The sequence below is a fragment of the Streptomyces sp. NPDC052020 genome (assembly GCF_040680575.1).
In the GTDB taxonomy this organism is placed as follows: Bacteria; Actinomycetota; Actinomycetes; order Streptomycetales; family Streptomycetaceae; genus Streptomyces.
This window is the reverse complement of the sequence record NZ_JBFAWY010000003.1, coordinates 1-24,361: the sequence shown is the minus strand read 5'-3', so window position 1 is coordinate 24,361 and position 24,361 is coordinate 1. Positions and strand designations below refer to the sequence as shown.

The following is a 24,361-nucleotide window of genomic DNA, read 5'->3' as shown; positions in this document are numbered from 1 at the left end:
GATGCCCCCGCCGTGCCTGTCCCTGTCCCTGCCCCTCGCCCCTCTGTCCCTGCCGTCCCCGCTGTTTCTGCCGCCATGCGGCCACCTGAACCCCGGTGGTGCTTGTACGGTGCAGGCAGCGCGGCGCCGCGGGCGCGCCACCCTCACCGTCCGATCGCCGGACCAGGAGGCGCCGTTCGCGCCGTCCGCGCCGTTCACCGGGCGAGGGCCCGCGCCCCGCGGCGCCCGGACACCGATCGCCTCCGGCGCGGGAGACCGCTTCGCCCTGGCAGGAGCGAAGAGCGAGCGTCGACTCCCCGCCCGCTACGGCCCCGCGCCGGAGGTGCCACGCACACGGGGCCGGCCGCCGGACCCCGGAGGCGGGCGCCGTCCCGGTGTGTCTCCTGTCTACGCGGAGACCGAAACGCCCGACACTGTGTCGGGCGCGTCCCCGCCCCGGGCCTGATGGGATGGACTCAGGCCGCGACCGCGACCCGGCCGTCGCCGGTCACGGCCCGTGAGCTGTACGAACGGCACGTCTGGACCCGACGCCGCCCTGTGTGAAGGAGTTCTCGGTCATGACGAACATCGTCAACCACTGGATCGGCGGAAAGACCGTCGAAGGCGCCTCGGGCACCTATGGGCCGGTGACCGACCCGGCGACCGGCGCGGTCACCACGAAGGTCGCCTTCGCCTCCGCCGAGGAGGTGGACGCGGCGGTCGCCGCCGCCAAGGAGGCCTTCGTCTCCTGGGGCCAGTCGTCCCTGGCCCAGCGGACGACGGTCCTGTTCCGGTTCCGCGCGCTGCTGGACGCGCACCGCGACGAGATCGCCGCCCTGATCACCGCCGAGCACGGCAAGGTGCACTCCGACGCGCTCGGCGAGGTGGCGCGCGGCCTGGAGATCGTCGACCTGGCCTGCGGCATCAACGTGCAGCTGAAGGGCGAGCTGTCGACGCAGGTCGCCAGCCGTGTCGACGTGGCCGCGATCCGGCAGCCGCTCGGGGTCGTCGCCGGCATCACGCCGTTCAACTTCCCGGCCATGGTGCCGATGTGGATGTTCCCGCTCGCCATCGCCTGCGGCAACACCTTCGTGCTGAAGCCCAGCGAGAAGGACCCGTCGGCCTCCGTACGCCTCGCGGAACTGCTGTCCGAGGCCGGTCTGCCGGACGGCGTCTTCAACGTCGTGCACGGCGACAAGGTGGCCGTGGACCGCCTCCTGGAGCACCCGGACGTCAAGGCCGTCTCCTTCGTCGGGTCCACCCCGATCGCCCGCCACATCCACACCACCGCCTCCGCCAACGGCAAGCGGGTGCAGGCCCTGGGCGGCGCCAAGAACCACATGCTGGTCCTGCCGGACGCCGACCTGGACGCGGCGGCGGACGCGGCCGTCTCGGCGGCCTACGGCTCCGCGGGCGAGCGCTGCATGGCGATCTCCGCGGTCGTCGCGGTCGGCTCGATCGGCGACGAGCTGGTGGAGAAGATCCGCGAGCGCGCCGAGAAGATCAAGATCGGTCCGGGCGACGACCCGGCCTCCGAGATGGGCCCGCTGATCACCCGGGCGCACCGCGACAAGGTCGCCTCCTACGTGCGGAACGCGGCGGCCGAGGGCTGCGAAGTCGTCCTGGACGGCACCGGGTTCACCGTCGACGGCTACGAGGACGGCCACTGGATCGGCATCTCGCTGCTGGACCGGGTGCCGACCACGGCCACGGCGTACCGGGACGAGATCTTCGGCCCGGTGCTGTGCGTGCTGCGCGCCGGGACCTACGAGGAGGGCGTGGCCCTCATCAACGCCTCACCGTTCGGCAACGGCACCGCGATCTTCACCCGGGACGGCGGCGCGGCCCGCCGCTTCCAGCTGGAGGCCGAGGCCGGCATGGTCGGCGTCAACGTGCCGATCCCGGTCCCCGTCGGCTACCACTCCTTCGGCGGCTGGAAGGACTCGCTCTTCGGCGACCACCACATCTACGGCAACGACGGCACGCGCTTCTACACCCGCGGCAAGGTCGTCACCACCCGCTGGCCGGACCCGGCCGACGCTCCGGCCGGCGTGGACCTGGGCTTCCCGCGCAACCACTGAGCCCGCCCGGCGCCCCGGCCCCGGGGCCGCGCCGCGACCCCCGCCGGGCTGGTGTCGATCCCGGGGTCCCGGGGTCCCGGGGTCCCGGGGACCCGGGGTTTTGCGGGTTCGCAGTCCCGGAGTCCCGGCGTCCCGAAGGAGCCCGCGCCCGAGCGGGGCCCGGCCCCCGGCGCGCGCCGCCGCCTACCGCCGCCTACCGCCGTCGCGGTACGCGGCCGGGTGCCGTACTCCCGCGGGAGGGGCGGAGGTTCGGCTCAGGGGCCGCCCCGGTTGTCGGTGGCGGCCCGTACCGTGGACGCATGGATCTTCGACTGCCCGGACTGCGGGGGCCGCGCGGGCCCCGGCGGCTGCTCGCCGCCGTGGCCGCCGTGGCCGTCCTCGCCGGTGCCGGTACATGGACGGCCGTCGCCTCCGACGACGCGCCCCCGGTGCACCGCGCCGACCGGGTCATGGCCGTGGCCGACGGGGTGCGCCTGGACACCTCGTACTTCACGGCCGGTCCCGCCGGCCGCCGCCCGGCGGTCCTGCTGGCGCACGGCTTCGGCGGCAGCAAGGCCGATGTGCGCGCACAGGCGGAGCGCCTGGCCGAGGACGGGTACGCGGTGCTGACCTGGTCGGCGCGCGGCTTCGGCGGCTCGACCGGGAAGATCGGGCTGAACGACCCGGACGGCGAGGTCGCGGACGTCTCCCGGCTGATCGACTGGCTGGCCGGGCAGCCCCAGGTGGAACTCGACGCGAAGGGCGACCCGCGCGTGGGCGTGGCCGGCGCCTCGTACGGCGGCGCGGTCGCGCTGCTGGCCGCCGGGCACGACGACCGGGTGGACGCCATCGCCCCGGCGATCACCTACTGGGATCTCGCCGACGCCCTCTTCCCCGGTGGCGTGTTCAAGAAGCTGTGGGCCGGTCTCTTCGTCAACTCGGGCGGTGGCTGCCACCGGTTCGAGCCCCGGCTGTGCCGGATGTACGAGCGGGTCGCCGCCTCCGGCACCCCGGACGCCGAGGCACGCGCGCTGCTCCAGGCGCGCTCCCCCTCGGCCGTCGCCGACCGAGTCGACGTGCCCACGCTGCTGGTGCAGGGCCAGTCCGACTCCCTCTTCCCGCTCGGCCAGGCCGACGAGGCGGCGCGGGCGATCCGGGCCAACGGCGCCCCCGTCGCCGTCGACTGGATCGCGGGCGGCCACGACGGCGGGGACCAGGAGACCGGCCGCGTCCACACCCGTGTACGGGCCTGGTTCGACCGCCATCTGAAAGGCGACGAGGGCGCCCGTACGGGACCGGCGTTCCGCGTCACCCGCACCGGAGGCGTCGACTCCACGGACGGGCGGGCCCAGTCGAGGGGCGCGACCGCGGACCGCTACCCCGGCCTGCGCGGCGGCCCGCGGGACATCCCGCTCACCGGCGGCGAGCAGCGTTTCGACAACCCCCCGGGCGGCACCCCGCCCGCCGTCTCCGCCCTGCCCGGCCTCGGCGGCGCCGGCGGTCTGTCCCGGCTGTCCTCCCTGGGCGTCGGCGTCTCGCTCGACTTCCCCGGCCAGTACGCCCGGTTCGACTCGGCCCCCCTCGGCGGCGACCTGCGCGTCACCGGATCGCCGGCCGTCACCGTCCGGGTGCGCTCCACCCGTGACGACGCCGTGCTCTTCGCGAAGCTCTACGACGTCGGCCCCGGCGGCACCCGCCCGGTCCTGCCCGCCCAGCTGGTCACGCCGGTCCGTGTCGAGGGCGCGAGGACCGGCGAGGACGTGACGATCACCCTCCCGGCCATCGACCACGAGGTGGAGAAGGGCCACCGGCTGCGGCTGGTCCTCGCCTCCACCGACCTGGGCTATGCCTCCCCGACGGCCCCGGCCGCCCACACCGTCTCCCTGGTGAGCGACCTGAGCGTCCCGACGGCACCCGGCCTGGCCACCGCCGCCGCCCCGCTGCCCGCGTGGGTGTGGTGGCTGCCCGCCGCCGGCGCGCTGGCCGCGGCGGCGCTGCTGCTGTCGTCACGCCGCCGCACCGCCGCCCCCGCACCGGACCCCGCGCTCGCCGCCGTCCCCCTCCAGATCACCGGCCTGAGCAAGCGGTACGCGGGCTCGGCGGACCGCTACGCCGTCCGGGACCTGTCCTTCCGCGTCGAGAAAGGCCAGGTGCTCGGCCTGCTGGGACCCAACGGCGCGGGCAAGACGACCACCCTGCGCATGCTCATGGGCCTCATCCGGCCGGACGCCGGCGAGATCCGCGTCTTCGGCCACGCCGTCCGGCCCGGAGCGCCCGTCCTGTCGCGGGTCGGCGCCTTCGTGGAGGGCGCGGGCTTCCTGCCCCACCTCTCCGGCCGGGAGAACCTGGAGCTGTACTGGCGGGCGACCGGCCGCCCGCCCGAGGACGCGCACCTGGACGAGGCCCTGCGGATCGCCGGCCTGGGCGACGCCCTCGCCCGCGCGGTGCGCACCTACTCGCAGGGCATGCGCCAGCGCCTCGCCCTCGCCCAGGCCATGCTCGGCCTGCCGGAACTGCTGATCCTCGACGAACCCACCAACGGCCTCGACCCACCCCAGATCCGCGAGATGCGGGAAGTGATGATCCGTTACGCCGCCACCGGGCGGACCGTGATCGTCTCCAGTCACCTGCTCGCCGAGGTCGAGCAGTCCTGCACCCACCTCGTCGTCATGGACCGGGGCCGGCTCGTCCAGGCGGGCCCGGTCGGCGAGATCACCGGTTCCGGCGACACGCTCCTGATCGGCACCGGCGTGCCCGTGGCGGAGCCCGTCGCCGAGAAGGTCGCCGCCCTGCCGGGCGTCGCCTCCGTCGTGCCCACCGACGACGGGCTGCTGGTCCGGCTCGGCGCCGAGGGCACCGCCTCCCGCCTGGTCGCCGAACTCGTCCGGCTGGAGGTGCCGGTGGAGTCGGTCGGCCCCCACCGCCGCCTGGAGGACGCCTTCCTCACCCTGATCGGAGGCTCCGCATGAGCCCGCTCACCGAGCGCACCGCACACACCGGCCCGGCCGCGGGCACCGGCCCGACGGACGGCGCGGTGGCCGCCGAAGGGGCCCTCGCCGAAGCCGCCCCCGGCTACCGGGCGGCCCGCACCCTGCCCCCGCGGGTCGAGCTGGTCCGCCAGCTGAGGCGCCGCCGCACGCTGGTCATGGGCGCGATCCTCGCGGCCCTCCCGTTCGTCCTGCTCGTCGCCTTCGCGATCGGCGGCGAGCCGGACGGGCCCGACGACCGCGTGACACTGATGGACACGGCGACCGCGTCGGGCGCCAACCTCGCCGCCGTCAGTTTCTTCGTCTCCGCCGGATTCCTCCTGGTCATCCCCGTCGCCCTGTTCTGCGGCGACACCGTCGCCGCGGAGGCGAGCTGGTCCTCCCTGCGCTATCTGCTGGCCGCCCCGGTGCCGCGCGCCCGGCTGCTGGTGTCCAAGCTCGCCGTCGGGCTCGGCCTCAGCCTGGCCGCGATGGTGCTGCTGCCGCTGGTCGCGCTGGCCGTCGGCACGGCCGCCTACGGCTGGGGCCCCCTGGAGATCCCCACCGGCGGCTCGCTCGACCCGGGGACGGCGGTGCGGCGGCTGGCCGTGATCGTGGCGTACCTCTTCGTCTCCCAGCTGGTCACCGCCGGGCTCGCGTTCTGGCTGTCGACGAAGACCGACGCCCCGCTCGGCGCGGTGGGCGGCGCGGTCGGCCTCACCATCGCCGGCAACGTGCTGGACGCCGTCACCGCCCTCGGCCACTGGCGCGACTTCCTGCCCGCGCACTGGCAGTTCGCCTGGGCGGACGCCCTCCAGCCGCGCCCGGAGTGGTCCGGCATGATCCAGGGAGCGGCGGTCTCCCTCACCTACGCACTGGTGCTGTTCGCCTTGGCCTTCCGGGGTTTCGCCGGCAAGGACGTGGTGTCCTAGGCGGCCCCGCCCGCCCCCCTGCGGCCACCGCGCCGGAACAGTCCCGCCCCGGGCGCCCCATTGACCTTTTCCTACGCGTCAGTAAGTTGACTCTGGAGTAAGTAAGCACGCCGCAGCAGTCACCGCCGCGACCGGGAGCCGTCATGGGCGTACGCAAGGACCTGAAACGGGCGAGGCAGCGCACCGACCTGGCCGCGCGGGCCCGGCCCGAGACCGTCCGGGACGGCAGCGGCACCGTGCGCGAGGTCCGCACGGCCCCCCTCGTGCCCCGCGCCCTCACCGGCAGCACCGCCGACCTTCCCTTCGCCAACGCCGCCGAGGACCCCGGCGCCGTGGTCCTGCGCCGGGAGCGCGCCGGCACCTGGCAGCCGGTGACCGCGGCCGAGTTCGCCCGCGAGGTGACCGCCGTCGCCAAGGGGCTGATCGCCGCCGGCCTCGAACCCGGCGGCCGGGTCGCCCTGATGTCCCGCACCCGCTACGAGTGGACCCTCCTGGACTTCGCGATCTGGGCCGCCGGCGGCCAGACCGTCCCCGTCTACCCCACCTCCTCCGCCGAGCAGGTGGAGTGGATCGTCCGCGACTCCGGCGCCCGCCACGTCGTCACCGAGACCGCCGAGCACACCGCCACCGTCCTGACCGGCACGGCCGGCCACCCCGGCCCGCCGCGCACCTGGCAGCTCGACGCGGGCGCGATCGACGACCTCACCGCCCTCGGCCGGGGCCTCGCCGCCGAGGAGGTCACCCGGCGCCGTACCGCGCTGACCCCCGACACCGTGGCCACCATCTGCTACACCTCCGGCACCACCGGCCGCCCCAAGGGCTGTGTGCTCACCCACGCCAACCTGCACGCCGAGGCCGCCAACACCGTCGAACTCCTCCACCCCGTCTTCCAGGCGGCGACCGGCCGGACGGCCTCCACCCTCCTCTTCCTCCCCCTCGCCCACATCCTCGGCCGCACCCTCCAGATCGCCTGCCTGACGGCCCGGATCGAACTGGGCCACTGGCCGAGCATCAAGCCCGCCGAACTCCGCCCCGCGCTGAAGTCGTTCCGCCCGACCTTCCTCGTCGGCGTCCCCTACCTCTTCGAAAAGATCCACGACACCGGCCGCGCCACCGCCGAGAAGCTGGGCCGCGGCGCCTCCTTCGACCGCGCGCACCGCGTCGCCGTCCGCTTCGGCGAGGCGCGTCTGCGCAAGTTCCTCGGCACCGGCAAGGGCCCCGGCCCCGGCCTGTACGCCGCCTGGGCCCTGTACGACCTGCTGGTCTACCGCCGCATCCGCAGGGAGCTCGGCGGCCGCACGCGCTACGCCATCAGCGGCGGCTCCCCGCTCGACCGCGATCTGAACCTGTTCTTCTACGCCGCCGGAATCGTCGTCTACGAGGGCTACGGCCTGACCGAGACCACCGCCGCCGCCACCCTCGTCCCGCCCCTCGCGCCGCGCCCCGGCACGGTCGGCCTCCCGGTCCCCGGCACGGCGGTGCGCATCGCGGACGACGGCGAGGTGCACATCAGGGGCGGCATCGTCTTCGGGTCCTACCGGAACGACCCCGAGGCCACGGACGCGGTCCTCGACGACGGCTGGTTCGCCACCGGCGACCTGGGCCGCCTCGACGAGGACGGCTACCTCACCATCACCGGCCGCAAGAAGGACCTCCTCGTCACCTCCGGCGGCAAGAACGTCTCCCCGGCCGTCCTGGAGGACCGCCTGCGCAGCCGCCCGCCGATCGCCCAGTGTGTCGTCGTCGGCGACAACCGCCCCTTCGTCGCCGCCCTGGTCACCCTCGACCCGGAGGCCGTCGCCCACTGGCTGGCCGTCCACAAGCTGCCGCCCGGCACCCCGCTGTCGGAGGTGATACGGGACCCGCGGATGCGCGCCGATGTCCAAAAGGCCGTCGACCACGCCAACGAGGCCGTCTCCCGCGCCGAGTCGATCCGCGCCTTCGCCGTGGTCGAGGGCGAGTTCACGGAGGAGAACGGGCTGCTGACCCCCTCGCTCAAGGTCAAGCGGCAGGCGGTGGTGACGGCGTACGCCGAGGAGATAGAGGCGCTGTACGCGCCCGGTCGCTGAAATCCGGGCGCCCCCGCGCTGTGGGACATTCGGGTGAAATCCCCTGTGTTGTTCCGTCGGTGAGGGTTCCTCAGGTGCCTACTTCTCGTTAGCAGCCTGCGGGTCATGGTGCGAGCCGTCCATGTCGTGCTCGCGCGGTTCCGGCCGTCGTCTCAGGCATGACCGCAGAGAAGGGGAAGCCCATGAAGAGGAGCGCCGCAGCCGTCACCGGCACGGTCGTCACCCGGGGCGGCTCTGCCGCCCCGGCCTTCGCCGACGCGGTGGCCCAGGGTGCCGCCACCGGTTCCCGGGGTCTCCTGTCCGGCGACGTCGCCCAGGTCCCGGTGCACGCGCGCCTTCCGGTCACCATTCCGGTCACCACGGCGGCAACACCGTGAACACCGTCGGCGCCCTGAACCCGGCGTACGGCGACATGTGCCGGAACGACTGAGTCGTCCCGCACCGGCCGCCCGGCTGCGCCACGGCCGACCCTGGCCCCCGCATACGGGCCCGGGGCCGGCTCTCCCACATCCACCAGCAGGAAGACAACAAGAGTGCGACAGACCCTGAGCAGGGGAGTGTTCGCCGTCGCCGCGACGAGCGTTCTGTCCCTGTGCGGCAGTTCCGCCATGGCCGACACGCAGGCGGACGGCAATGCCATGAATACGCCGGGCGCCTTGTCCGGCAGCACCGTCCAGGCCCCGGACCACACGCCGGAGAACGACTGTGCCGTCACGGCCGACGCGACCACCGCGCTGAGCTCGGTGATCGGCGGCACGTGTGCCGACGGCCCGAAGGAAGCCTCCGACGGCCACGACCCGGAACACGGCGACCGGGCCCCGGAGCGCTCCCTCCCCGGACACGGCGACGAGACGCCGGCGGCCCTCACGCAGGGCCGGGCCGAGGCGTCGACCGGCGGCACGAGCAGCACCGTGCAGGTCACCGACGAGGAGCCGGCCGGGGACTGCGGTGATCTGGCCGCCGTGTTCGGCGTGCTGAACCCGCTGTTCGGCGACGTCTGCGGGGACGGCTACGGCGGTGACCGCGACGAGGACGGTTACGGCGAGGACGGTTACGGCGAGGACGGCTACGGTGGCGGTTACGGCGACGAGACGCCCCCCGCGGCCGAGACGCCGAAGCAGACCCCGCCGCCGGTGGACGACAAGGTGACGCCGCCGGCCGAGGAGAAGACCCCGACGCCGGACGAGGAGCCGCCCGCCGACGGCGAGGACCCGCCCTCGCTGCCGCAGACCGGCGCCGGCGCGCTCCTCTCCGCCGCGGCCGCGAGCGCCGGGCTCCTCGCCGGCGGAACGGCGCTGTACCGCCGCGGGCGGCGCGGCATGTCCCACCGGTAGGACGCCCGTTCCCCACGCACCGGACCCCGGCCCGTCGCGGCCGGGTGCGATCGCTCCCGCCGGTCGTGACGGCAGCACCGCCACACCCCCGGGGGCGATCCGGTAGACGGCCTTCACGACCCGTCGTGGTCGTGAAGGCCGTCGCCGTTCTCCGTGGTCCCTCGCCGCGACGGCGACGCGAGACACCCACCGGTGACATCGGCCCACGTGGACCACCGGCGCCCCGGCTCCGGCGCCCCGGCGCCCCGGGACCGGCTCCCCGGAGCCGCCCCCCCCGCCGCGACAGGCCGCCGCTCAGCGACTGCCCGTCAGATCGACCGGCTCGACCTGCTCGACCGGCCCGATCGCCTCCATCGGCCCGATCGCCTCCATCGGCCCGAGGGCCTCGACCGGTTCGGCCTGCCCGGGCACGGAGGGCGCCGTCACCGCCCGCGGCACCACGCTGCCCCCCGCCCGGCAGGGCACCGCCTCCGCGTGCCCCCCGCGCCGCGGCCGCCGTACCAGCCGCCCCGCCGCGTGGCGGCCCCACAGCGCCCACAGCGCCCGGCCGGGCAGCCGGTCGTCGCGCGCGTGCCAGGCGAGTTCCCGCCCTGCGGGCGCCGGCCGCAGGGCGGTCAGCGGCGCGTAGTTCTCCACCACGAACACCCGCCCCGGCAGCGGCACGCCCTCGGGCAGCGGCCGGTGCGTCAGATCCAGGTGGAGGGCGCGTACGACGTCCAGGCCGGAGCTGTCGGTGAAGAGCCGGAACTGGGCGCCCGGGCGCGGATTGAAGTCCAGCAGGTGGTAGCGCCCCGTCGAGCCGCAGCGGCGGAAGTCCAGGTCGAAGATGCCCCGGTAGCCCAGCGCACCGGCGATCCGCTCGGTGAGGGCCTGCACCCGGGCGTCGGGCGTCCAGCGGCCGGCCGCCGTCAGACCGGCGCCGCGCGGCCGGGCCCGCGTCTTGCGGCCGCAGCCGCCCGCGCGCACGGCACCGGTGCGGTCGGTGTACCCGTGGGCGAACCAGTCGAGGTCCGTGCCCGGTGGCAGGAACGCTTGCAGCAGCAGCCGGCAGCCCGCCTCACCGGTCCGCGAGTACAACTCCCGCGCCTCCCGCGCCGAGCGCACCAGCACCGTGCTGCGCAGCCCGCTGCCCGGGGGCAGCAGCCAGGGCCGGCTCCACTTCGCCACCACCGGCAGCCCGAGCCGGCAGGCGGCCGCGGCGGCCTCCGCGGGGCTGTCCGGCACCACCGTCACCGGGTGCGGAACGTCCAGGGCGGCGCACACACCGGCCAGCTCCGCCTTGTCGGCGACCCGGCCGGGCAGCGTGCCCGGCACGGCGGGCAGCAGATAGGCGGGCGCCAGCTCCGCGCGCATCCGTGCCACGGCGATGGCGCTCGCGTCGTCCATCGGGACCAGGACGGCGGGCCGCGCGATCCGGGCGGCGACCCGGCGCAGCACCTCCGCGATCTCGTCCGGGGACGCCCCGGGCGGGGGAGGCGTGTGCGTGTGCCGTACGAAACGGGAGGCGCCCACGGGGCTTTTCGCGCAGTCGGCGACCACGTGCACCGCCACTCCCGCCCGGCCGAGCGAGCGCACGGCACCCAGCGTTCCGTGGTGAAAGGGGTTCCGGTCGATCCGCAGCAGTACGGCGGGGACACGGGTGTCAAACAGCGACACGGGATTTATTCCTTAGGGTCGGACGGGTGCCGGGTCACCGGTGCGGGCGACCGGAACACCCGAAAGCCGTAGCGACGGTGGCGTGATTGCCTTTCATATGACTGAGTGTCAATCAAGAAGAAAGAGAAGGGTTTCCCGAGGATGGCGGCGAAAGGCGCCGGAATCCGCCGGGATACGTAGACGAATTCGGCAGTACGAGAACGGGAAGAGGAGCCGCATGTCCCCACAGCAGCCACGGGCCCGGTCCGGCCGGCTGGCGTTCGTCGCGGCGTTCGTCGCGGCGTCGGCCGTACTGGCCGCGGGCCCGGGATTCGCAGCGGGCGCGGGTCCGGCCCGAGCCGCCGCGCCGCTCGTCCCGGCCCCGGCGGCACCCGTGCCCCCGCCCGGCCCGGCCGTGGTCGCGCCCGCGGCGGATCCGGTCCCCGGGGCGCCCGCCGTCCCCGCGATGCCCCTGGTCCCGCTGGTCCAGGTCACACAGGCCCCGCAGGTCACGCAGGTCCCGCCGGCCGTGACCGACCCCAAGGAGCCGAAGGATCCCAGAGATCCCAGAGATCCCAGAGACCCCGAGGAGCCCAGGGACCCGAAGGAGCCGAAGGACCCCAGAGACCCCAAGGAGCCGAAGGACCCCAGAGACCCCAAGGAGCCGGAAGACCGGGCCCCCGCCTTCGGCGCCTACCTCCACTACGGCTCGCCCGGTGTGGAGCGGATGGCCCGGCTCAGCCACTGGCTGGGCGGTGCCGAGCTGCGCGTCGGCCACACCTATCTCCCGGGCGACCGCTGGAGCAACATCGCGGGCGCCCCCGGCTTCCTCGACGTGTGGGCCCGCTGGCGGAACGAGAAGGCCGACCGGATGTTCGTCCTCAACGTGCCGATGCTGGAGCGCAACGAGGAGGGGGTCCCGGACGACGAGGTGCGCCGGCTGCTGCGCGAGGGCGCGGCAGGGTGGTTCGATCACCACTTCCGGGCTCTCGGCGAGCGGCTGGTCCGGCTGAACGCCGCCGACACGGTGATCGTGCTCGGCTGGGAGATGAACGGCATCACGTACACCCATCGCTGCGGGCCGGACCCGGCGGCCTGGAAGGCGTACTGGAACAGGATCGTCACCACCATGCGTTCGGTGCCGGGCCAGAGATTCCGGTTCGACTTCACGCCGAGCCGCGGCCGGGACGCCATTCCGTGGACGGAGTGTTATCCGGGGGACGACACCGTCGACATCATCGGCATGGACGCGTACGACCAGCCGCGCGGCATGCCCTTCGACGAACAGGTGAGAGAGCCCTACGGACTCCGGGCGCACGTCGAGTTCGCCAAAGCCCACGGCAAGCCCATTTCCTACCCTGAATGGGGACTCTTCCGCAACGGTGACAACGCCGCCTACGTGAAGGGAATGCTCGCCTGGATGGACGAGCACAAACCCCTTTACCACACACTGACGGACTACTGCCCGCACGGTGTGTGGCAGTGCGCCGAGAACCCCCGGTCCGCCGAGGCCTACCGGGCCGTCCTCTCCGGCCGCACCGGCGCGTCCGGCGCGCCCGGCGCGCCCCCGGCTTTCGTTCCCGGCCCGGTCCCGGCCCACCCCCCGGCGCAGCCGGCCCAGCCCCCGGCCGGCTGCTCGCCGCTGAACCTGGGCGGCTGGGTCGAGCGCTGGCTCGGCGGCAAGCCGTGCGTCCGATTCGGCTGGTGGTCGGGCAAGCGGTGACCCCCGGGCGGCGGCGGGCCCCCTCACGGCCCGCCGCCCCCGCGCTCCCGCCACCGCCGCAGCAGCTCCTTGCCCCGCCACCGCCGCAGCAGCTCCTTGCCCCGCCGCCGCGCCGCGTCGCCGCCGGCCGCCGCCGACAGCAGCGGCGCCGTGCGCCGCCGGGCCAGCAGCAGCCGCTGGTTCACCACCGGCTGCGGACGCCAGTGGTGCTTGTACGGCTCGTCGCCGCGCAGCAGGCTCAGCGTGCCGCCCGCCCGGTCCCCGCCCGCGATGTGCCCGGTGCAGGCGTCCAGCAGCATCACCGCCACGTCCGCCTTGCACTCGCGCAGCCGGGGATGGGCGCCGTAGAGATAGCCGCCCGCGAGGGCCGGCGACAGCAGGGTGACGTCCACGGCCACCACCTCGTCGGCCAGCCGGAACTCGGTGACCACCGCGTCCCCCGAGCGCACCATCGGCCCCACCGCCCGCACCAGATGCTCGCGGAAGCGCGGTCTGAGGTGCTCACCCGTCACCTTGCGCCCCTGCCACTGCGACCGGTGCAGCTCCAGCAGCCGCCCCAGGGCCGCCTCCACCTCCTCCGGCAGGACGACCCGGCTCTTGACCCCGAGGGTGTTCAGTCTGCGCAGCTTGGCGCGGACCCGCTGCTGCGCCTTCGCCGAGGGCAGCCGGGCGGCCAGCTCGGCCACCGGTACGGCGGGCAGCTCCAGGCACAGCGAGTCGTCCACCCGGCGCCGCGGCCCGCGCCAGCGGTCGTAGACGCGTTCGGCCGCGCCGCCGGGCCGGACCTCCCGCAGGTCGACCAGGGCGGTGCGGGCGGCGGCGGACAGGCCCTCGGTGAGCGCGGCCACGGCCGCGTCCCCGCGCTCGTCGTCCACCAGCACGTCCCCGTAGTCGGAGAGGGACCCGCCGAGCGGCACCAGCGCCGGCAGCGGGCGCACCACGCGCATCAGGGGCGCCGCGGCGGCCAGTTCGCCGCCCTCCCGGACCAGCAGCAGCCGCAGCCGGCCGCGACGGCCGTACGACAGCCACCACGAGTGCAGCCAGGCGTGGCTCTGGAACGGGGTCGCCGTCGCGCACCGCCGGTACAGCCGGGACCACTCGGGTGCCAGCGCGGCGAAGGCGCGTTCGTCGGTGACCAGCTCGGTGGTGTACGCCGGGTACGTCACAGCTGCCCGCGGACGTCGGCGGCGGGCGCGGGCGCGGGTACGGCGGCCGGCCGGGCGGGCGGCCCCGCGGGCCGGCGCGGCCGGACCAGCAGCATGAGTCCGCCGAGCAGGCCGCCCGCGCTCGCGCCGACCAGCCCGGTGAGGGGGGCCGAGGCCGAGGACGGCTCGGTGGGCTGGGTGGCGCGGGCGAAGAGGCGGAGGGTGACATGGGTGGAGCCGGAGGCGTTGCCCGCGTGCCGGGTCAGCGCCGTGGAGACGGCGTTGGCCATGTCGGCGGCCAGATCGGGCCGGTGGGAGGTGGCGGTGACCGCGACCATCGGCGCGTCCGGCGAGGTCGACGTCCGCACGCTCTTCCTCAGTGTCGCGGCCGGTACACCCGCCCACACCTGGGCGTCGGCGAGCACCGCCAGCTGGGTGGCGACCCGGCCGTAGGCCTGCGCGAAGCCCAGCGCGGACGCCGGGTCGGAGTCCCGCGCCGGTACGGCGACGACGTAACTCGTCGCCGTGTAGGCCGGTGTCCTGACCAGGCCGTAGCCGCCGCCGAGCAGGCCGCCGACGAGGGCACCGGTGGCGAGGAGCGACCAGGGCGGCAGGGCCCGGGCGCGGGTGTGCGGCCGGAGGGCACCGGCCCGGCGGCCCCCGGCGGGTGCGGCGGGTGCGGCGGGTGCGGCGGAGGCGGCCACCGGGACGCCGTCGCCGGCCCTGCCCCCGGTCCTGGCGTCGGTCCGGTCGCCCGTCCCGCCCTCGCTCCCGTCTCCGGCCCGGGGCCCGTTCCTGTTGTCGGTCACGTTCTCGGTCATGCGGAGCTGGCTCCCTGGGATGCCGGGGACAACGAGTGCTGCGCCAGGGCGGTGGCGTACACGTCCATCAGCCGGGCGGCGCTGCGGGTGATGCGGTAGTGGCGGGCGGCCTCCGGGGCCGTGCGCGGGCCGGGACCTCCCGCGCGGACCTCGGCCAGGGCGCGGGCGAACTCCTCGTCACCGCCGTGGACGCGCCGGGCGGCGGGCGCGGTGTGCGGGGGCAGGTCCTCCAGCGCCGGGCAGGAGGCGTACAGCACCGGCAGCCCGGACGCCAGGCCCTCCACCGCGGCCAGCCCGAACGCCTCCTCGGGAGACGGCGAGGCGAGCACGTCCATCGCGCAGGCCAGCGACGGCAGATCGAGGCCCGGGGAGCCGTCGGGGAGGCCGGGGCGCTCGCCGGTGAGCAGCACCCGGTCGGAGACCCCGGCCTCGCGGGCCTCGCGCCGCAGCACGTGTTCGTCCGGGCCGCCGCCGACGAGCAGCAGCCAGCAGTCGCCGGGCAGGCGGGCCAGGGCACGGACGAGGACGTCGAACCGCTTGCCGGAGATGAGCCGGCCGATGCCGCCGACGACGAACGCGTCGTAGGGCAGCCCCAGCCGGCGCCGGGTGCGGTGCCGCCGGACCGGGTCGAAGCGGAAGAGGTCCAGGTCGATGCCGTTGGGGACGACCTCGATGCGGGAGGCGGGCACGCCCCAGCGCCGCAGCCGGGCGGCGACGGTGGGGGAGACGGCGACCGTGGTGCGGCCCAGACGCTCCCCGGCCAGGTACAGGGCACGCACCCCCGCGGTCAGACGGCGCCCTTCCATCTGCGTCTCGCCCAGGGAGTGCTCGGTGGCGACGATCGCGCGGACACCGGCCAGGCGCGCGGCGAGACGGCCGTAGAGGCAGGCGCGGTAGAGGTGGGTGTGCACGACGTCGTAGCCGCCGGAGCGGATGAGACGGGCCAGGCGCGGCAGCGCGGACAGGTCGCGGTTGCCGGTCATGCCGAGGTGGACGACCGGCACCCCGTCGCTGACGAGGCCGTCGGCGACCGGGCCGGGGTTGGTGAGGGTCACGACCTCGCACCGCGCCGGGAGGTGACGCAGCAGCAGCCGCAGCTGCTGCTCGGCGCCGCCGACGCCGAGGCCGGTGATGACGTGCAGGACTTTCACGCGGCCCCCACCTCAGATCCCCTCGGCCGCGCGCCGGCGCAGCCGGTGCAGCCGCGTCTTCAGCAGCAGCCGCACCGCCGTGTCCCGCTCCCCGACGTGCACCCGCGGCAGGGCGTACGGTCCGGTCAGCGGGCCCGGGTCGATGGCGCAGCCGTAGGCGTATCCGGCGTCCCGTACGGCGTCGGCGGCCCGCCGGTCGACCGTGCCGTACGGGTAGCAGAAGCCGGCGACCGGCGCGCCGGTCAGCTCGGTGAGCAGCGCTCTGCTGTCGGCGACCTCGGCGCGCAGGGTGGCGTCGTCCGCCTTCGTCAGGTCCACGTGGGTCAGTCCGTGCGACCCGATCTCCACGCCCTCGGCGGCGGCCTGCCGGATGCCGTCGGCGGTCAGCAGCGGCTTGCGCGGGCCCAGGGGATCCCAGGCGTTGACGCCGCCGAGCCGGCCCGGCAGGACGAACAGGGTGGCCCCGCATCCCCGGCGCCGCAGCACCGGCAGCGCGTGCTCGGTGAAGTCGGCGTACCCGTCGTCGAAGGTCAGCCCGACCAGGTCCCGGCCCTCGCCCCGGGCGCGCGCGGCGAGCAGCTCGCCCAGGGACACCCCGCGCAGCCCGCGCCGCCGCAGCCAGCCGAGCTGCGCGTCCAGCCGGCCGGGGGTGACCGTGATCCGGTACGGGTCGTCGGAGCGGTCGCCGACGGAGTGGTACATCGCCACCCAGGGCACGGGAGCGGGGCGGCGGCCCGCGCGGGCGCCGGACCGGGGGCGCGGGAGCGTGCCGGCGCGGCTCGCGGGGCCCGCGGGCGCCGGGTACGCGACGTGGGCGGGCGCGGCGTCCGCGGGGCGCGGGGCGTCCGCGGCGGCCGCGCGGCTCACGGGGCCCGTGCGGCCAGCGGGATCGGTCGAGTCAGCGGGATCGGTGGAAACAGTCATGCGGGAGCCTTCGGGAGACGACGGAACGGACGGAACCGAGAGCGGTCGCGACGCCCTGGACGCCCAGGGCCCGGCCGAGCAGGACGAAGACGGCCGTGACGGTCACGGCACCGGCGAGGAGACCCAGGGCGGGCGAGCCGCACCGGCCCGCGGCCAGCGCCCCCGCCGCGGTGGCGACCGCGGCCGCCCCCGCCGGACCGCCCAGCCCGGCCAGGACGCGCCGGACGCGGATGGGGACGCTCCGCTCACCCATCCCGGCCAGCAGCAGCGCGGCGGTCACGGTGATGCCGGCCGCGTTGGCCGCGGCGATGCCCGTCACGCCCCAGGAGCCGGCCGTGCACGCGCCGATCCCGGCGGTGGCCGCGATGCCGACGGCCATCGCGCCGAGCGGGTACCAGCTGGCCCGGCCCGCCGAGAAGTACGAGCGGGCCAGCGCGCCGACCACGGTCTGGCCGAGCAGTCCCAGGGCGTACACGCGCATGACGCCGGCGGTCGCCGCGGTGTCCGAGGCGGTGAACGCGCCCCGCTGGAAGAGCAGTCCGACGATCTGCGGCGCGCAGGCCACGACCACGGCCGCGCCCAGCAGGACCACGCACGCGGCCAGGGCCACGTCCCGCTCCACCCGGGCGCGGGCCCGCGCGGTGTCGCCGTCGGCCAGGGCCCGCGCCACCACCGGGAAGGTGACCGTGCACAGCATCAGCGACAGCGTCATCGGGATCTGGGCGACCTTCTGCGCGTAGTTGAGGTGCGAGATGGCACCGGCGGGCAGCCCGGCGGCGAGGAACCGCTCGATGAGCACCTGGGACTGCCGGCACAGCGCGAAGAGCAGCACGGTGGCGAACAGGGCGAGGGCCGGCGGGCACGCCCCGTCGTCCGCCGCCTCCGGCCGCCCGGCGTCGTCCCGCCGCAGCCGCCGCAGCAGCGACGGTAGCTGGGCCGCCGCCATCAGGCAGCCGCCCGCCGCGACGCCCACCGCCGCCGACCGCACGCCCAGGCGGCCGCCGAGGGTGAACATCGCGGTGATGATGCCGGTGTTGTAGGCGACGTAGATGGCCGCCGGTGCCAGGAACCGGCGGTGGGCCCGCAGCGCGGCGGAGCAGTACCCGGCCAGGCCGAAGCTCAGCACGCAGGTCGCGGTGAGCCGGGTGCACTCCACCGCGAGGGCGTGGCCGGGCAGCCCGGGGGCGAGGGCCCGGACGAGCTGGGGCGCGAAGACCACGGCCAGCGCGGCGACCGTGGCGAAGGCGAACGCCAGCCGGGGCAGGGTGGTGGTGACCAGGGTGCGGACCGGGTCGCCCGGGGCGCCCCGCGCGCGGCGGGACAGGGCCAGGCTGAACATCGGGATCAGCGCGAAGGCCAGCCCGTCCTCGATCAGCAGCGTGGCGGCGAACTCGGGCACCGTCCACGCCACCAGGAACGCGTCCGTCTCGCTCCCCGCCCCGAACAGCCGGGCCAGCGCCTGGTCCCGGGCCAGGCCCAGGACGGACGCGGCGACCGACAGCGCGGCGGTGAGCAGGGCCGCGCGGGCCAGGAAGCGCCGGGAGCCGCCGGCCTGTTCGGTACCGGCGGCGTCCGGCGCGGCCGCGGTCCGGGCGGCCGGCACCGCCGCCGCGTCGCCGGCCCGGGGAGGCGTCACCTTCATCGCGCCGGCGCCTCCCACGGACCGCCCCCGGCCGTCCCGGCCCCGGCACCCTCCCGGCCGCCCGCGACCGTTCCCGCCGCGCCGCCCGCGATCGCCTCCGTCATCGTTCCCCGCGCGCCGCCCGCGACCGCCCCCGCCAGCACCTCCGCCGCGCCGCCCGCCCCGAGCCCCGTCGAGGCTCTGTCCCCTCCGTCCGCACCGGCTCCCGTGGCCGGGCTCCCCCCGTTGCCCGCGCCGGGCCCGGTCGCGGCGCCCGCCCCGCCGCCCGCGACCGGTCCCGAGGCGCCCCCGCCACGGCCGCCCCCGACGCCCCACCAGGCCGCCAGCCCGAGGCACACGGCGGTCAGCACGGTCGACGGCCCGCCGATGTCGGCGTACGCGAAGTTGGTCAGCTGCCACACCAGCAGCCCGCACGCGACCAGCCCGCAGTCCCGCGCGGCGGCGCCGCGGAGCCTGACCTTCCGCACCCCGCGCACCAGCAGGGCGAGCCAGCTCCCGGTGAGCGCGAGCAGCCCGGTCAGGCCCTGTTCGGCGAGGACGAGCAGGTACATGTTGTGCGGCGACAGCAGCGGCTGCCGGCGGAAGGCCGCGCCCGCGCCCTCCGTGTCACTGCCCGAGGACAGCGCGAGGGAGGCGTGCGCGTCCCGGTGCTCGGGGAAACCCTTGAGCCCGACGCCGGTCAGCGGCCGCTCGCGCCACATGTCGCCGGCCGCCGCCCACATGGCGTACCGGTCGGTGACCGACTGGTCGGGGGCGTCGGCGACCCGGGTGATGCTGTCGAGACGCTCGTGGAGCATCGCCGTGCCGACCCCCAGCCCGCCCACCAGCACGATCCCGGCCGCGGTGACGCCCGCCGCCACGCCCAGCGCCCGCCGCGCCCCGGCCAGCAGCAGCTGTGCCGCGCACGCCACCGCCGTGGCGATCCACGCCCCCCGGCTGAAGGAGACCGCGAGCGGCGGCAGCAGCGCCACCGCGCATCCGGCGGCCACGACCCGCTGCCCCACCGGCGTGCGGCCCAGCGCGAGGCCGAGCGCCGCCACCAGCCCCAGGGCGACGACCGTCGCCATCCCCATCACGTCCTGCGCCCCGAACGTGCCCACCGCCCGGATCGGCTCCCCCTGGTAGGAGGCGCCGGTCGCGGTGGCGTACTGGTGCGCGCCGACCGCTCCCTGCCACAGCGCCAGCCCCACCAGCGACCAGGCGAGCAGCCGTGCGTCGCGCCGCTCGCGCACCAGCAGGGCGACGGCCGCCGGGAACAGCACGAAGATCTGGAGGTAGCGGACCAGCCCGGTGAGCCCGGCGCCGGGGGACGGCGCCTCCACGGCGGCCAGGGCGATCCCGGCCACGGGCAGGGCGAGCACCACGGCCGCCGTACGGGACAGGGGGCGCCGCCGGTCCCGTACCAGCCGGGCCGCGCAGTACACCACGACCAGCGCGGAGGCCGCGTCGACCGGATGCGCCCCGCCCGCCCCGCCCGGCGCGGGCGGCACCGCGAGCAGGGCGATCACGGCGGCCACGGCCAGCACGGGCGGCAGCGTCCGCACGCAGGGCCGGTGAAGGGACGAGTACGGGCGCCGGTACGGGTGCCGGTGCGGGGTCAGCGCGTGGCTCACCGCGGTCAGCTTCCGGTGGGGCGCACGAGCGTGGCGGCCGTGCGCAGCAGGATGCAGACGTCCTGCCACAGCGACCAGTTGTCGATGTAGGCGTTGTCGAACCGGGCCCGGTCCTCGATGGAGGTGTCCCCGCGCAACCCGTGGATCTGGGCGAGCCCGGTGATGCCGGCCGGCATCCGGTGCCGGGCCGCGTAACCGGGATAGGTCTCGCTGAACTTGGTGACGAAATACGGGCGTTCGGGGCGCGGCCCGACCAGGCTCATGTCGCCCCGGAACACGTTCCACAGCTGGAGCAGCTCGTCCAGCGAGGTGCGGCGCAGGAAGCGGCAGAACCACGGCATCCGCCGCTCGTCCGCCACCGTCCACCGGGTCGCCGACTCGTGCTCGCTCACCGGCCGGTGGGTGCGGAACTTCAGCAGGGTGAACGTCTTTCCTCCCTGGCCCACACGCACCTGCCGGAACACCACCCCCGGACCGTCGCTGACCCGCAGCACCACCGCGCACACCAGCAGCAGCGGACTGACCGTCAGCAGCAGCACCCCGGACACCACCACGTCCAGCACCCGCTTGCCGGGGGTGCCGCCCGGCCGCCCGGCCCCCGGCTCCAGCCGCCGGCGGGAGAACCCGGCGATCGCGTCGCGGCTCCCGGACGACGGGGACCGCGGGTCGAGCTCCCAGACCGCGCAGCCGGACTCGGCGAGCGCCCGCAGCAGCGGCGCCCGCCGCGTCCGTTCCGAGGGATGCACTACCAGTACCTCCCGCACCCCGTTCTGGACGACCGCCCGCCGCACCTCCTCCTCCGTGTCCAGGACCGGCAGCGTCGCGGCGCCCCTGCCCGGCCCGCCGAGCGGGGAGGACGGGAACAGCCCCCCGGCCACGACACCCACCGGGCGCACCCCGCAGCGCGGGTGGCGCAGCACCGCCGCGGCCACGCGCTGCGCCACCCCGGCCGGCCCCACGACGAGCGCGGCGTGCGGGCGGCTGCGCAGCGCCGCGCGGCGCCGCCAGTGCACCGCGCCGCGGCCCGCGCAGCTCGCCGCCGCCTGCACGGTGAAGCCGAGCAGCAGGCCGCGGGCGGACAGCGCGTGGTGCGGGGCGTACGCCGCCACCAGCGCGGCCAGCGCGAGCCAGGCGACGGCGATCCGGCCGCAGACGGCGGGCACTTCGTCCAGGACGCCGGCCGGCACCCGGGGAAGTCCGCGAGGGCGCAGCAGCAGCGTCACCGTCACCAGCGGGACCGCGAGCAGCGGGCGGTCCGCGACACCGGTGGGCGCCAGCGCGCCCAGCAGGGCCGCCGTGCCGTCCGCGGCGAGCAGCGGCAGCGGGGAGGCCGGCCGCGCCGCGGGGCGCCGGGCGGGCAGCGGGAACCCGGCCCGGCGCGTGCGCGGCGGCAGGACCCGGAGGGGGGAGAGCCCCAGGTCCCGCGGTTGCCCCGCGGGAGAGGGGACGGTGCTTTCCGCGGTCACGACTTGATGGACTCCCTGTACTCGGTGGGGACGGCGGAGTACTCGCTGGCGACGGCGGGCGGGCCAGCCGCGCCCGGCCCGCCGCCGAGGAGTTCGCCGTACACGGCCGCGACGGCCTCGGCCGTGCGCCGTACGTCGTGGACGGACAGGACGTGGGCTCGCCCCTGACGGGCCGCCGAGGCGCGCAGCGCCGGGTCGAGCAGCAGCGTGGTGACGGCGCCCGCCAGCGCCGCCGGGTCCGCGGGCGGCACCAGGCAGTGCGGCGCGAGCGCGGGCGGCAGCACCTCCCGGGCGCCGTCCACGTCGGTCAGCACCACGGGCCGCCCGCACGCCATGGCCTCCAGCGGGGCGAGCGCTATGCCCTCCCAGCGCGAGGGCAGTACGACCAGGTCGGCGGCCCGGTACCAGGGGACGGCGTCGGCGACGGCCCCCGCGAACCGCACGGACGGCGGGGCGAGCGCCCGCAGCCGCGACCGGTCCGGCCCGTCCCCGACCAGCACCAGCCGGGCGTCCGGGACCCGCTCGGCGATCCGGTCCCAGGCGGCGATCAGGACGTCCTGCCCCTTCTGCCGGCACAGCCGCCCCACGCAGACCACGAGCCGGGCCCGCGGACCGAGGCCCGCGAGCAGCGCCGGCCGTACGCCGAGGCCGGGCCGGAAGCGGTCCGGGTCGATGCCGTTCGGCACCACCGCCCACCGCCCGCGGATCCCCGCCGACACGCCCCGGCGCCGCTCCGCCTCGCTGACGCACACCACCCGCGAGGCCCAGCGCGCCGCCCACCGCTCCCAGCCGAGCGCCAGGGCGGCGGTGGCCCCGCCGACCGCCTCGAACGACCAGGCGTGCGGCTGGAACACGGTCGGGATCCGCGCCCGGACGACGAGCCGCCCGGCGAGTCCCGCCTTCGCGCTGTGCGCGTGCACCAGGTCGGGCCGTACGTCCTCGACGATCCGCGCGAGCCGCCGCACCTCGTCGCCGAGCGACGGGCCCGGCGAGCGCGCCGCGCGCCACAGCCGTACGTCCGCGCCCAGCGAGCGCAGTACGGCGGCCAGGGAGCCGTCGGGGCAGGCGACCGTGACGCCCAGCCCGGCGGCGAGCTGCGCCCGCGCCAGATCCGCCACGACCCGGGCGACCCCGCCGTCCACGGGCTGGGTGAGGTGAAGGACTCGCGGCGCAGGGTCGGTCGCGGGCTGGTGCATGCGCGGTTTCCTCGCTCACGGATGGTGCTCGGTACGGGCGGGAACGCGCCGAGGGTGGCCGCCCGAGTGCGATACGCCGGCACGGTGATGGCAATGCCGGCACCGGGGGTGCGTCGGACGGTGAGCAACCCTAGTCCCCAAGAGGGGACTAATACCGCGAAACCGGATGAGTGTCTCGGATCGGGTGACAAGCGTGCCGCGCGGCGTCACCCCGATGGCGGCGCAACTCGTGTGGACGCCCCGCGTTGACAGTGCGCCGGGCGTTCGCCCAGATGGTCGTCAAAGCCGAGGAGCACCTCTCCATGTCGCGTATCGCGAAGGGCCTGGTCCTGACTTCTTTCGTCGCCGGAGCGGTGACGGGCACCGCCGACGTCGCGGCCGCCGACGTCGGCGCGCAGGCGACCGCCGCGGACTCCGCGGGGAACTGACCGGCGACGTCGTGCAGGTCCCGGTGTACGCCCCGGTGAACATCTGCGGCGACACGGTGGACTTCATCGGTCTGCTGAACCCGTCGTTCGGCAACAAGTGCCCCACCGCCTGATCCGCGCTCCCCGCCCCCGCCCGGCCGGCCGGAGGTTCCCCTGTGGGCGGGGCGGCCCGCGGGCGGGTGCGGGGGCCGCTCGCAGGCCGCCCGTTGCCCCGAACGGGGGGTGGCGAGAGCGGCCCGGCGCGCGGCTCCGCCATACCGTCTGAGCAGGTAGGGACGCGTCGCGGTGACGACCGGGCGACCACGCCGCGCGAGGGATCGGTTGCAGAGCGCGAGGGTGGCTCTCACGGTGGCAGTACGACCCTGCACACCACCGAAAGGAACCCCTCATGCGTCTGCCCGTACGGCCAATCGCCACCTCCGCGTTCTGCGCCACTCTCCTGCTCGGGGTCACCGGGCCGGCGGCGATGGCGGCCGACGGCGACTCGGCCCGGGAGCGCGCCGGCGCGGCGTCCCGGGCGCCCCTGCCCGACGCCGACGCGCTCAACGCCCAGGTTCAGGCGCTCACCGGCCTGGGCGGCGTGGTGACGCCGGTCACCGACCTGCTCGGCGCCGTACTCAAGGCCGACGACGGCCGTCTCAGCGCGGAGCAGGCGGACCGGCTCGCCAAGGCCGTGGAGGACGCGCTCGCCAAGGCCCAGGCGACGGGCACGCCGATCGCGCCGGGCACGACCACGCCCGGCGCCACGGTCCCCGGTATCGGCATGCCGGCCCAGCCGCCGGTGGCGCTCCAGCCCCCGGCAGTGGCCCAGCCGAGCGATGAGGAGCCGGCCACCACGCTGCCGGCCCCGGTCACTCCCGCCGCGGGCGAGTCCGCTACGGCGTCGACCGGTCTCCTCGGGGTGGCGCTGGACTCGCTGCGGAAGTCGGTCGAGACCCTGCTCGGGGCCAGTACGGCCGCCCAGCCCGAGCAGGTGCGCCCGGCGGCCACCGGTGTGGTGACCGACGTCGTCAACGTGGTCGCGGCCACGCTGCTCGGCGGCGGGCTGCCCGCTCCCAACCTGGCCGGACTGCCGCCGCTGCCCGCCGCCCCGAACGGCACGACGCCGGTGAAGACCCCGGCCGACACCCCGGTGAACACACCGGTGAACCCCTCCTGACGGACCCGGCCCGACGGGCCGTCGCACCCGCCTATCCGGGCGGGGCGAGACCGTCCCCGAATCGGTCGACCTGCTGCGCCTGTGCACCTTCTTCGCCCCCGGCTTCATCCCCGTGCGG

General features: G+C 76.1%; 16 protein-coding genes and 3 pseudogenes. 10 read left to right on the top strand and 9 right to left on the bottom strand.

From position 1 onward, the window contains the following. Positions 1-214 precede the first annotated feature (214 nt). The 7 genes and pseudogenes from AB0L74_RS03425 to AB0L74_RS03395 all read left to right on the top strand — a co-directional run. Positions 215-328, top strand: a pseudogene (locus AB0L74_RS03425) (5-deoxy-glucuronate isomerase); the annotation flags it as partial. A 229-nt stretch (positions 329-557) separates the two neighbouring features. After that, positions 558-2,060: a CoA-acylating methylmalonate-semialdehyde dehydrogenase gene (mmsA, locus tag AB0L74_RS03420; protein WP_365645117.1), complete on the top strand. Its 1,503-nt coding sequence runs from the start codon at positions 558-560 to the stop codon at positions 2,058-2,060. Between the two features lie 299 nt (positions 2,061-2,359). Further along, positions 2,360-5,008 (top strand): CocE/NonD family hydrolase, encoded by a 2,649-nt coding sequence (locus AB0L74_RS03415; RefSeq protein ID WP_365645115.1) that lies wholly within the window; start codon positions 2,360-2,362, stop codon positions 5,006-5,008. Beyond that, a complete protein-coding gene (locus AB0L74_RS03410; protein ID WP_365645113.1) occupies positions 5,005-5,937 on the top strand; it encodes an ABC transporter permease in 933 nt (310 codons plus the stop codon). Before AB0L74_RS03415 ends, AB0L74_RS03410 begins: the two co-directional genes overlap by 4 nt. Positions 5,938-6,080: 143 nt before the next feature. Next, complete coding sequence (locus tag AB0L74_RS03405) at positions 6,081-8,006, top strand: AMP-dependent synthetase/ligase (protein ID WP_365645111.1); 1,926 nt, start codon at positions 6,081-6,083, stop codon at positions 8,004-8,006. Between the two features lie 182 nt (positions 8,007-8,188). Further along, a complete protein-coding gene (locus tag AB0L74_RS03400) occupies positions 8,189-8,383 on the top strand; it encodes a chaplin family protein (protein WP_365645109.1) in 195 nt (64 codons plus the stop codon). Positions 8,384-8,539: 156 nt separating this feature from the next. After that, entirely contained in the window at positions 8,540-9,340 is an 801-nt protein-coding gene (locus AB0L74_RS03395) for a chaplin family protein (RefSeq protein ID WP_365645107.1), read from the top strand. A gap of 294 nt (positions 9,341-9,634) precedes the next feature. Here AB0L74_RS03395 and AB0L74_RS03390 read toward each other — a convergent pair whose 3' ends face one another. Continuing rightward, positions 9,635-10,996 carry an ATP-grasp domain-containing protein gene (locus AB0L74_RS03390; RefSeq protein WP_365645105.1) on the bottom strand — a complete coding sequence of 454 codons (1,362 nt, stop codon included), beginning with the start codon at positions 10,994-10,996 and terminating at the stop codon, positions 9,635-9,637. Positions 10,997-11,213: 217 nt separating this feature from the next. Between AB0L74_RS03390 and AB0L74_RS03385 the strand changes: the two genes are divergently transcribed. Next, entirely contained in the window at positions 11,214-12,698 is a 1,485-nt protein-coding gene (locus tag AB0L74_RS03385) for a glycosyl hydrolase (protein WP_365645103.1), read from the top strand. A 23-nt stretch (positions 12,699-12,721) separates the two neighbouring features. Here the strand turns inward: AB0L74_RS03385 and AB0L74_RS03380 are convergent, their stop codons facing one another. From AB0L74_RS03380 to AB0L74_RS03345, 8 genes and pseudogenes are all read right to left on the bottom strand, one after another. After that, entirely contained in the window at positions 12,722-13,864 is a 1,143-nt protein-coding gene (locus AB0L74_RS03380) for a GNAT family N-acetyltransferase (protein WP_365645101.1), read from the bottom strand. Next, on the bottom strand, positions 13,861-14,664 hold the full coding sequence (locus AB0L74_RS03375) for a lipopolysaccharide biosynthesis protein (RefSeq protein WP_365645099.1): 804 nt from the start codon (positions 14,662-14,664) through the stop codon (positions 13,861-13,863). The genes AB0L74_RS03380 and AB0L74_RS03375 overlap by 4 nt, the downstream gene beginning before the upstream one ends. Next, complete coding sequence (locus tag AB0L74_RS03370) at positions 14,661-15,815, bottom strand: glycosyltransferase (RefSeq protein ID WP_365645097.1); 1,155 nt, start codon at positions 15,813-15,815, stop codon at positions 14,661-14,663. Before AB0L74_RS03370 ends, AB0L74_RS03375 begins: the two co-directional genes overlap by 4 nt. A 12-nt stretch (positions 15,816-15,827) precedes the next feature. Then, positions 15,828-16,517, bottom strand: coding sequence for a polysaccharide deacetylase family protein (locus AB0L74_RS03365; protein WP_365645532.1), 690 nt, complete (start codon positions 16,515-16,517; stop codon positions 15,828-15,830). A 196-nt stretch (positions 16,518-16,713) separates the two neighbouring features. After that, a complete protein-coding gene (locus AB0L74_RS03360; protein ID WP_365645095.1) occupies positions 16,714-18,381 on the bottom strand; it encodes a lipid II flippase MurJ in 1,668 nt (555 codons plus the stop codon). Between the two features lie 302 nt (positions 18,382-18,683). Beyond that, positions 18,684-19,925 (bottom strand): annotated as a pseudogene (locus AB0L74_RS03355) (O-antigen ligase family protein); the annotation flags it as partial. A gap of 74 nt (positions 19,926-19,999) precedes the next feature. Beyond that, positions 20,000-21,460, bottom strand: a complete 1,461-nt coding sequence (locus AB0L74_RS03350; protein WP_365645093.1) for an exopolysaccharide biosynthesis polyprenyl glycosylphosphotransferase — start codon at positions 21,458-21,460, stop codon at positions 20,000-20,002. Then, positions 21,457-22,656 (bottom strand): glycosyltransferase, encoded by a 1,200-nt coding sequence (locus tag AB0L74_RS03345; RefSeq protein ID WP_365645091.1) that lies wholly within the window; start codon positions 22,654-22,656, stop codon positions 21,457-21,459. Before AB0L74_RS03345 ends, AB0L74_RS03350 begins: the two co-directional genes overlap by 4 nt. 302 nt (positions 22,657-22,958) lie before the next feature. On the opposite strand from AB0L74_RS03345, the pseudogene AB0L74_RS03340 reads away from it, so the two are divergent. Together AB0L74_RS03340 and AB0L74_RS03335 are read left to right on the top strand one after the other, a co-directional pair. Then, positions 22,959-23,197: pseudogene (locus AB0L74_RS03340) on the top strand (chaplin). Between the two features lie 275 nt (positions 23,198-23,472). Beyond that, positions 23,473-24,243 carry a hypothetical protein gene (locus AB0L74_RS03335; protein ID WP_365645089.1) on the top strand — a complete coding sequence of 257 codons (771 nt, stop codon included), beginning with the start codon at positions 23,473-23,475 and terminating at the stop codon, positions 24,241-24,243. The last annotated feature ends 118 nt before the right edge of the window (positions 24,244-24,361 follow it).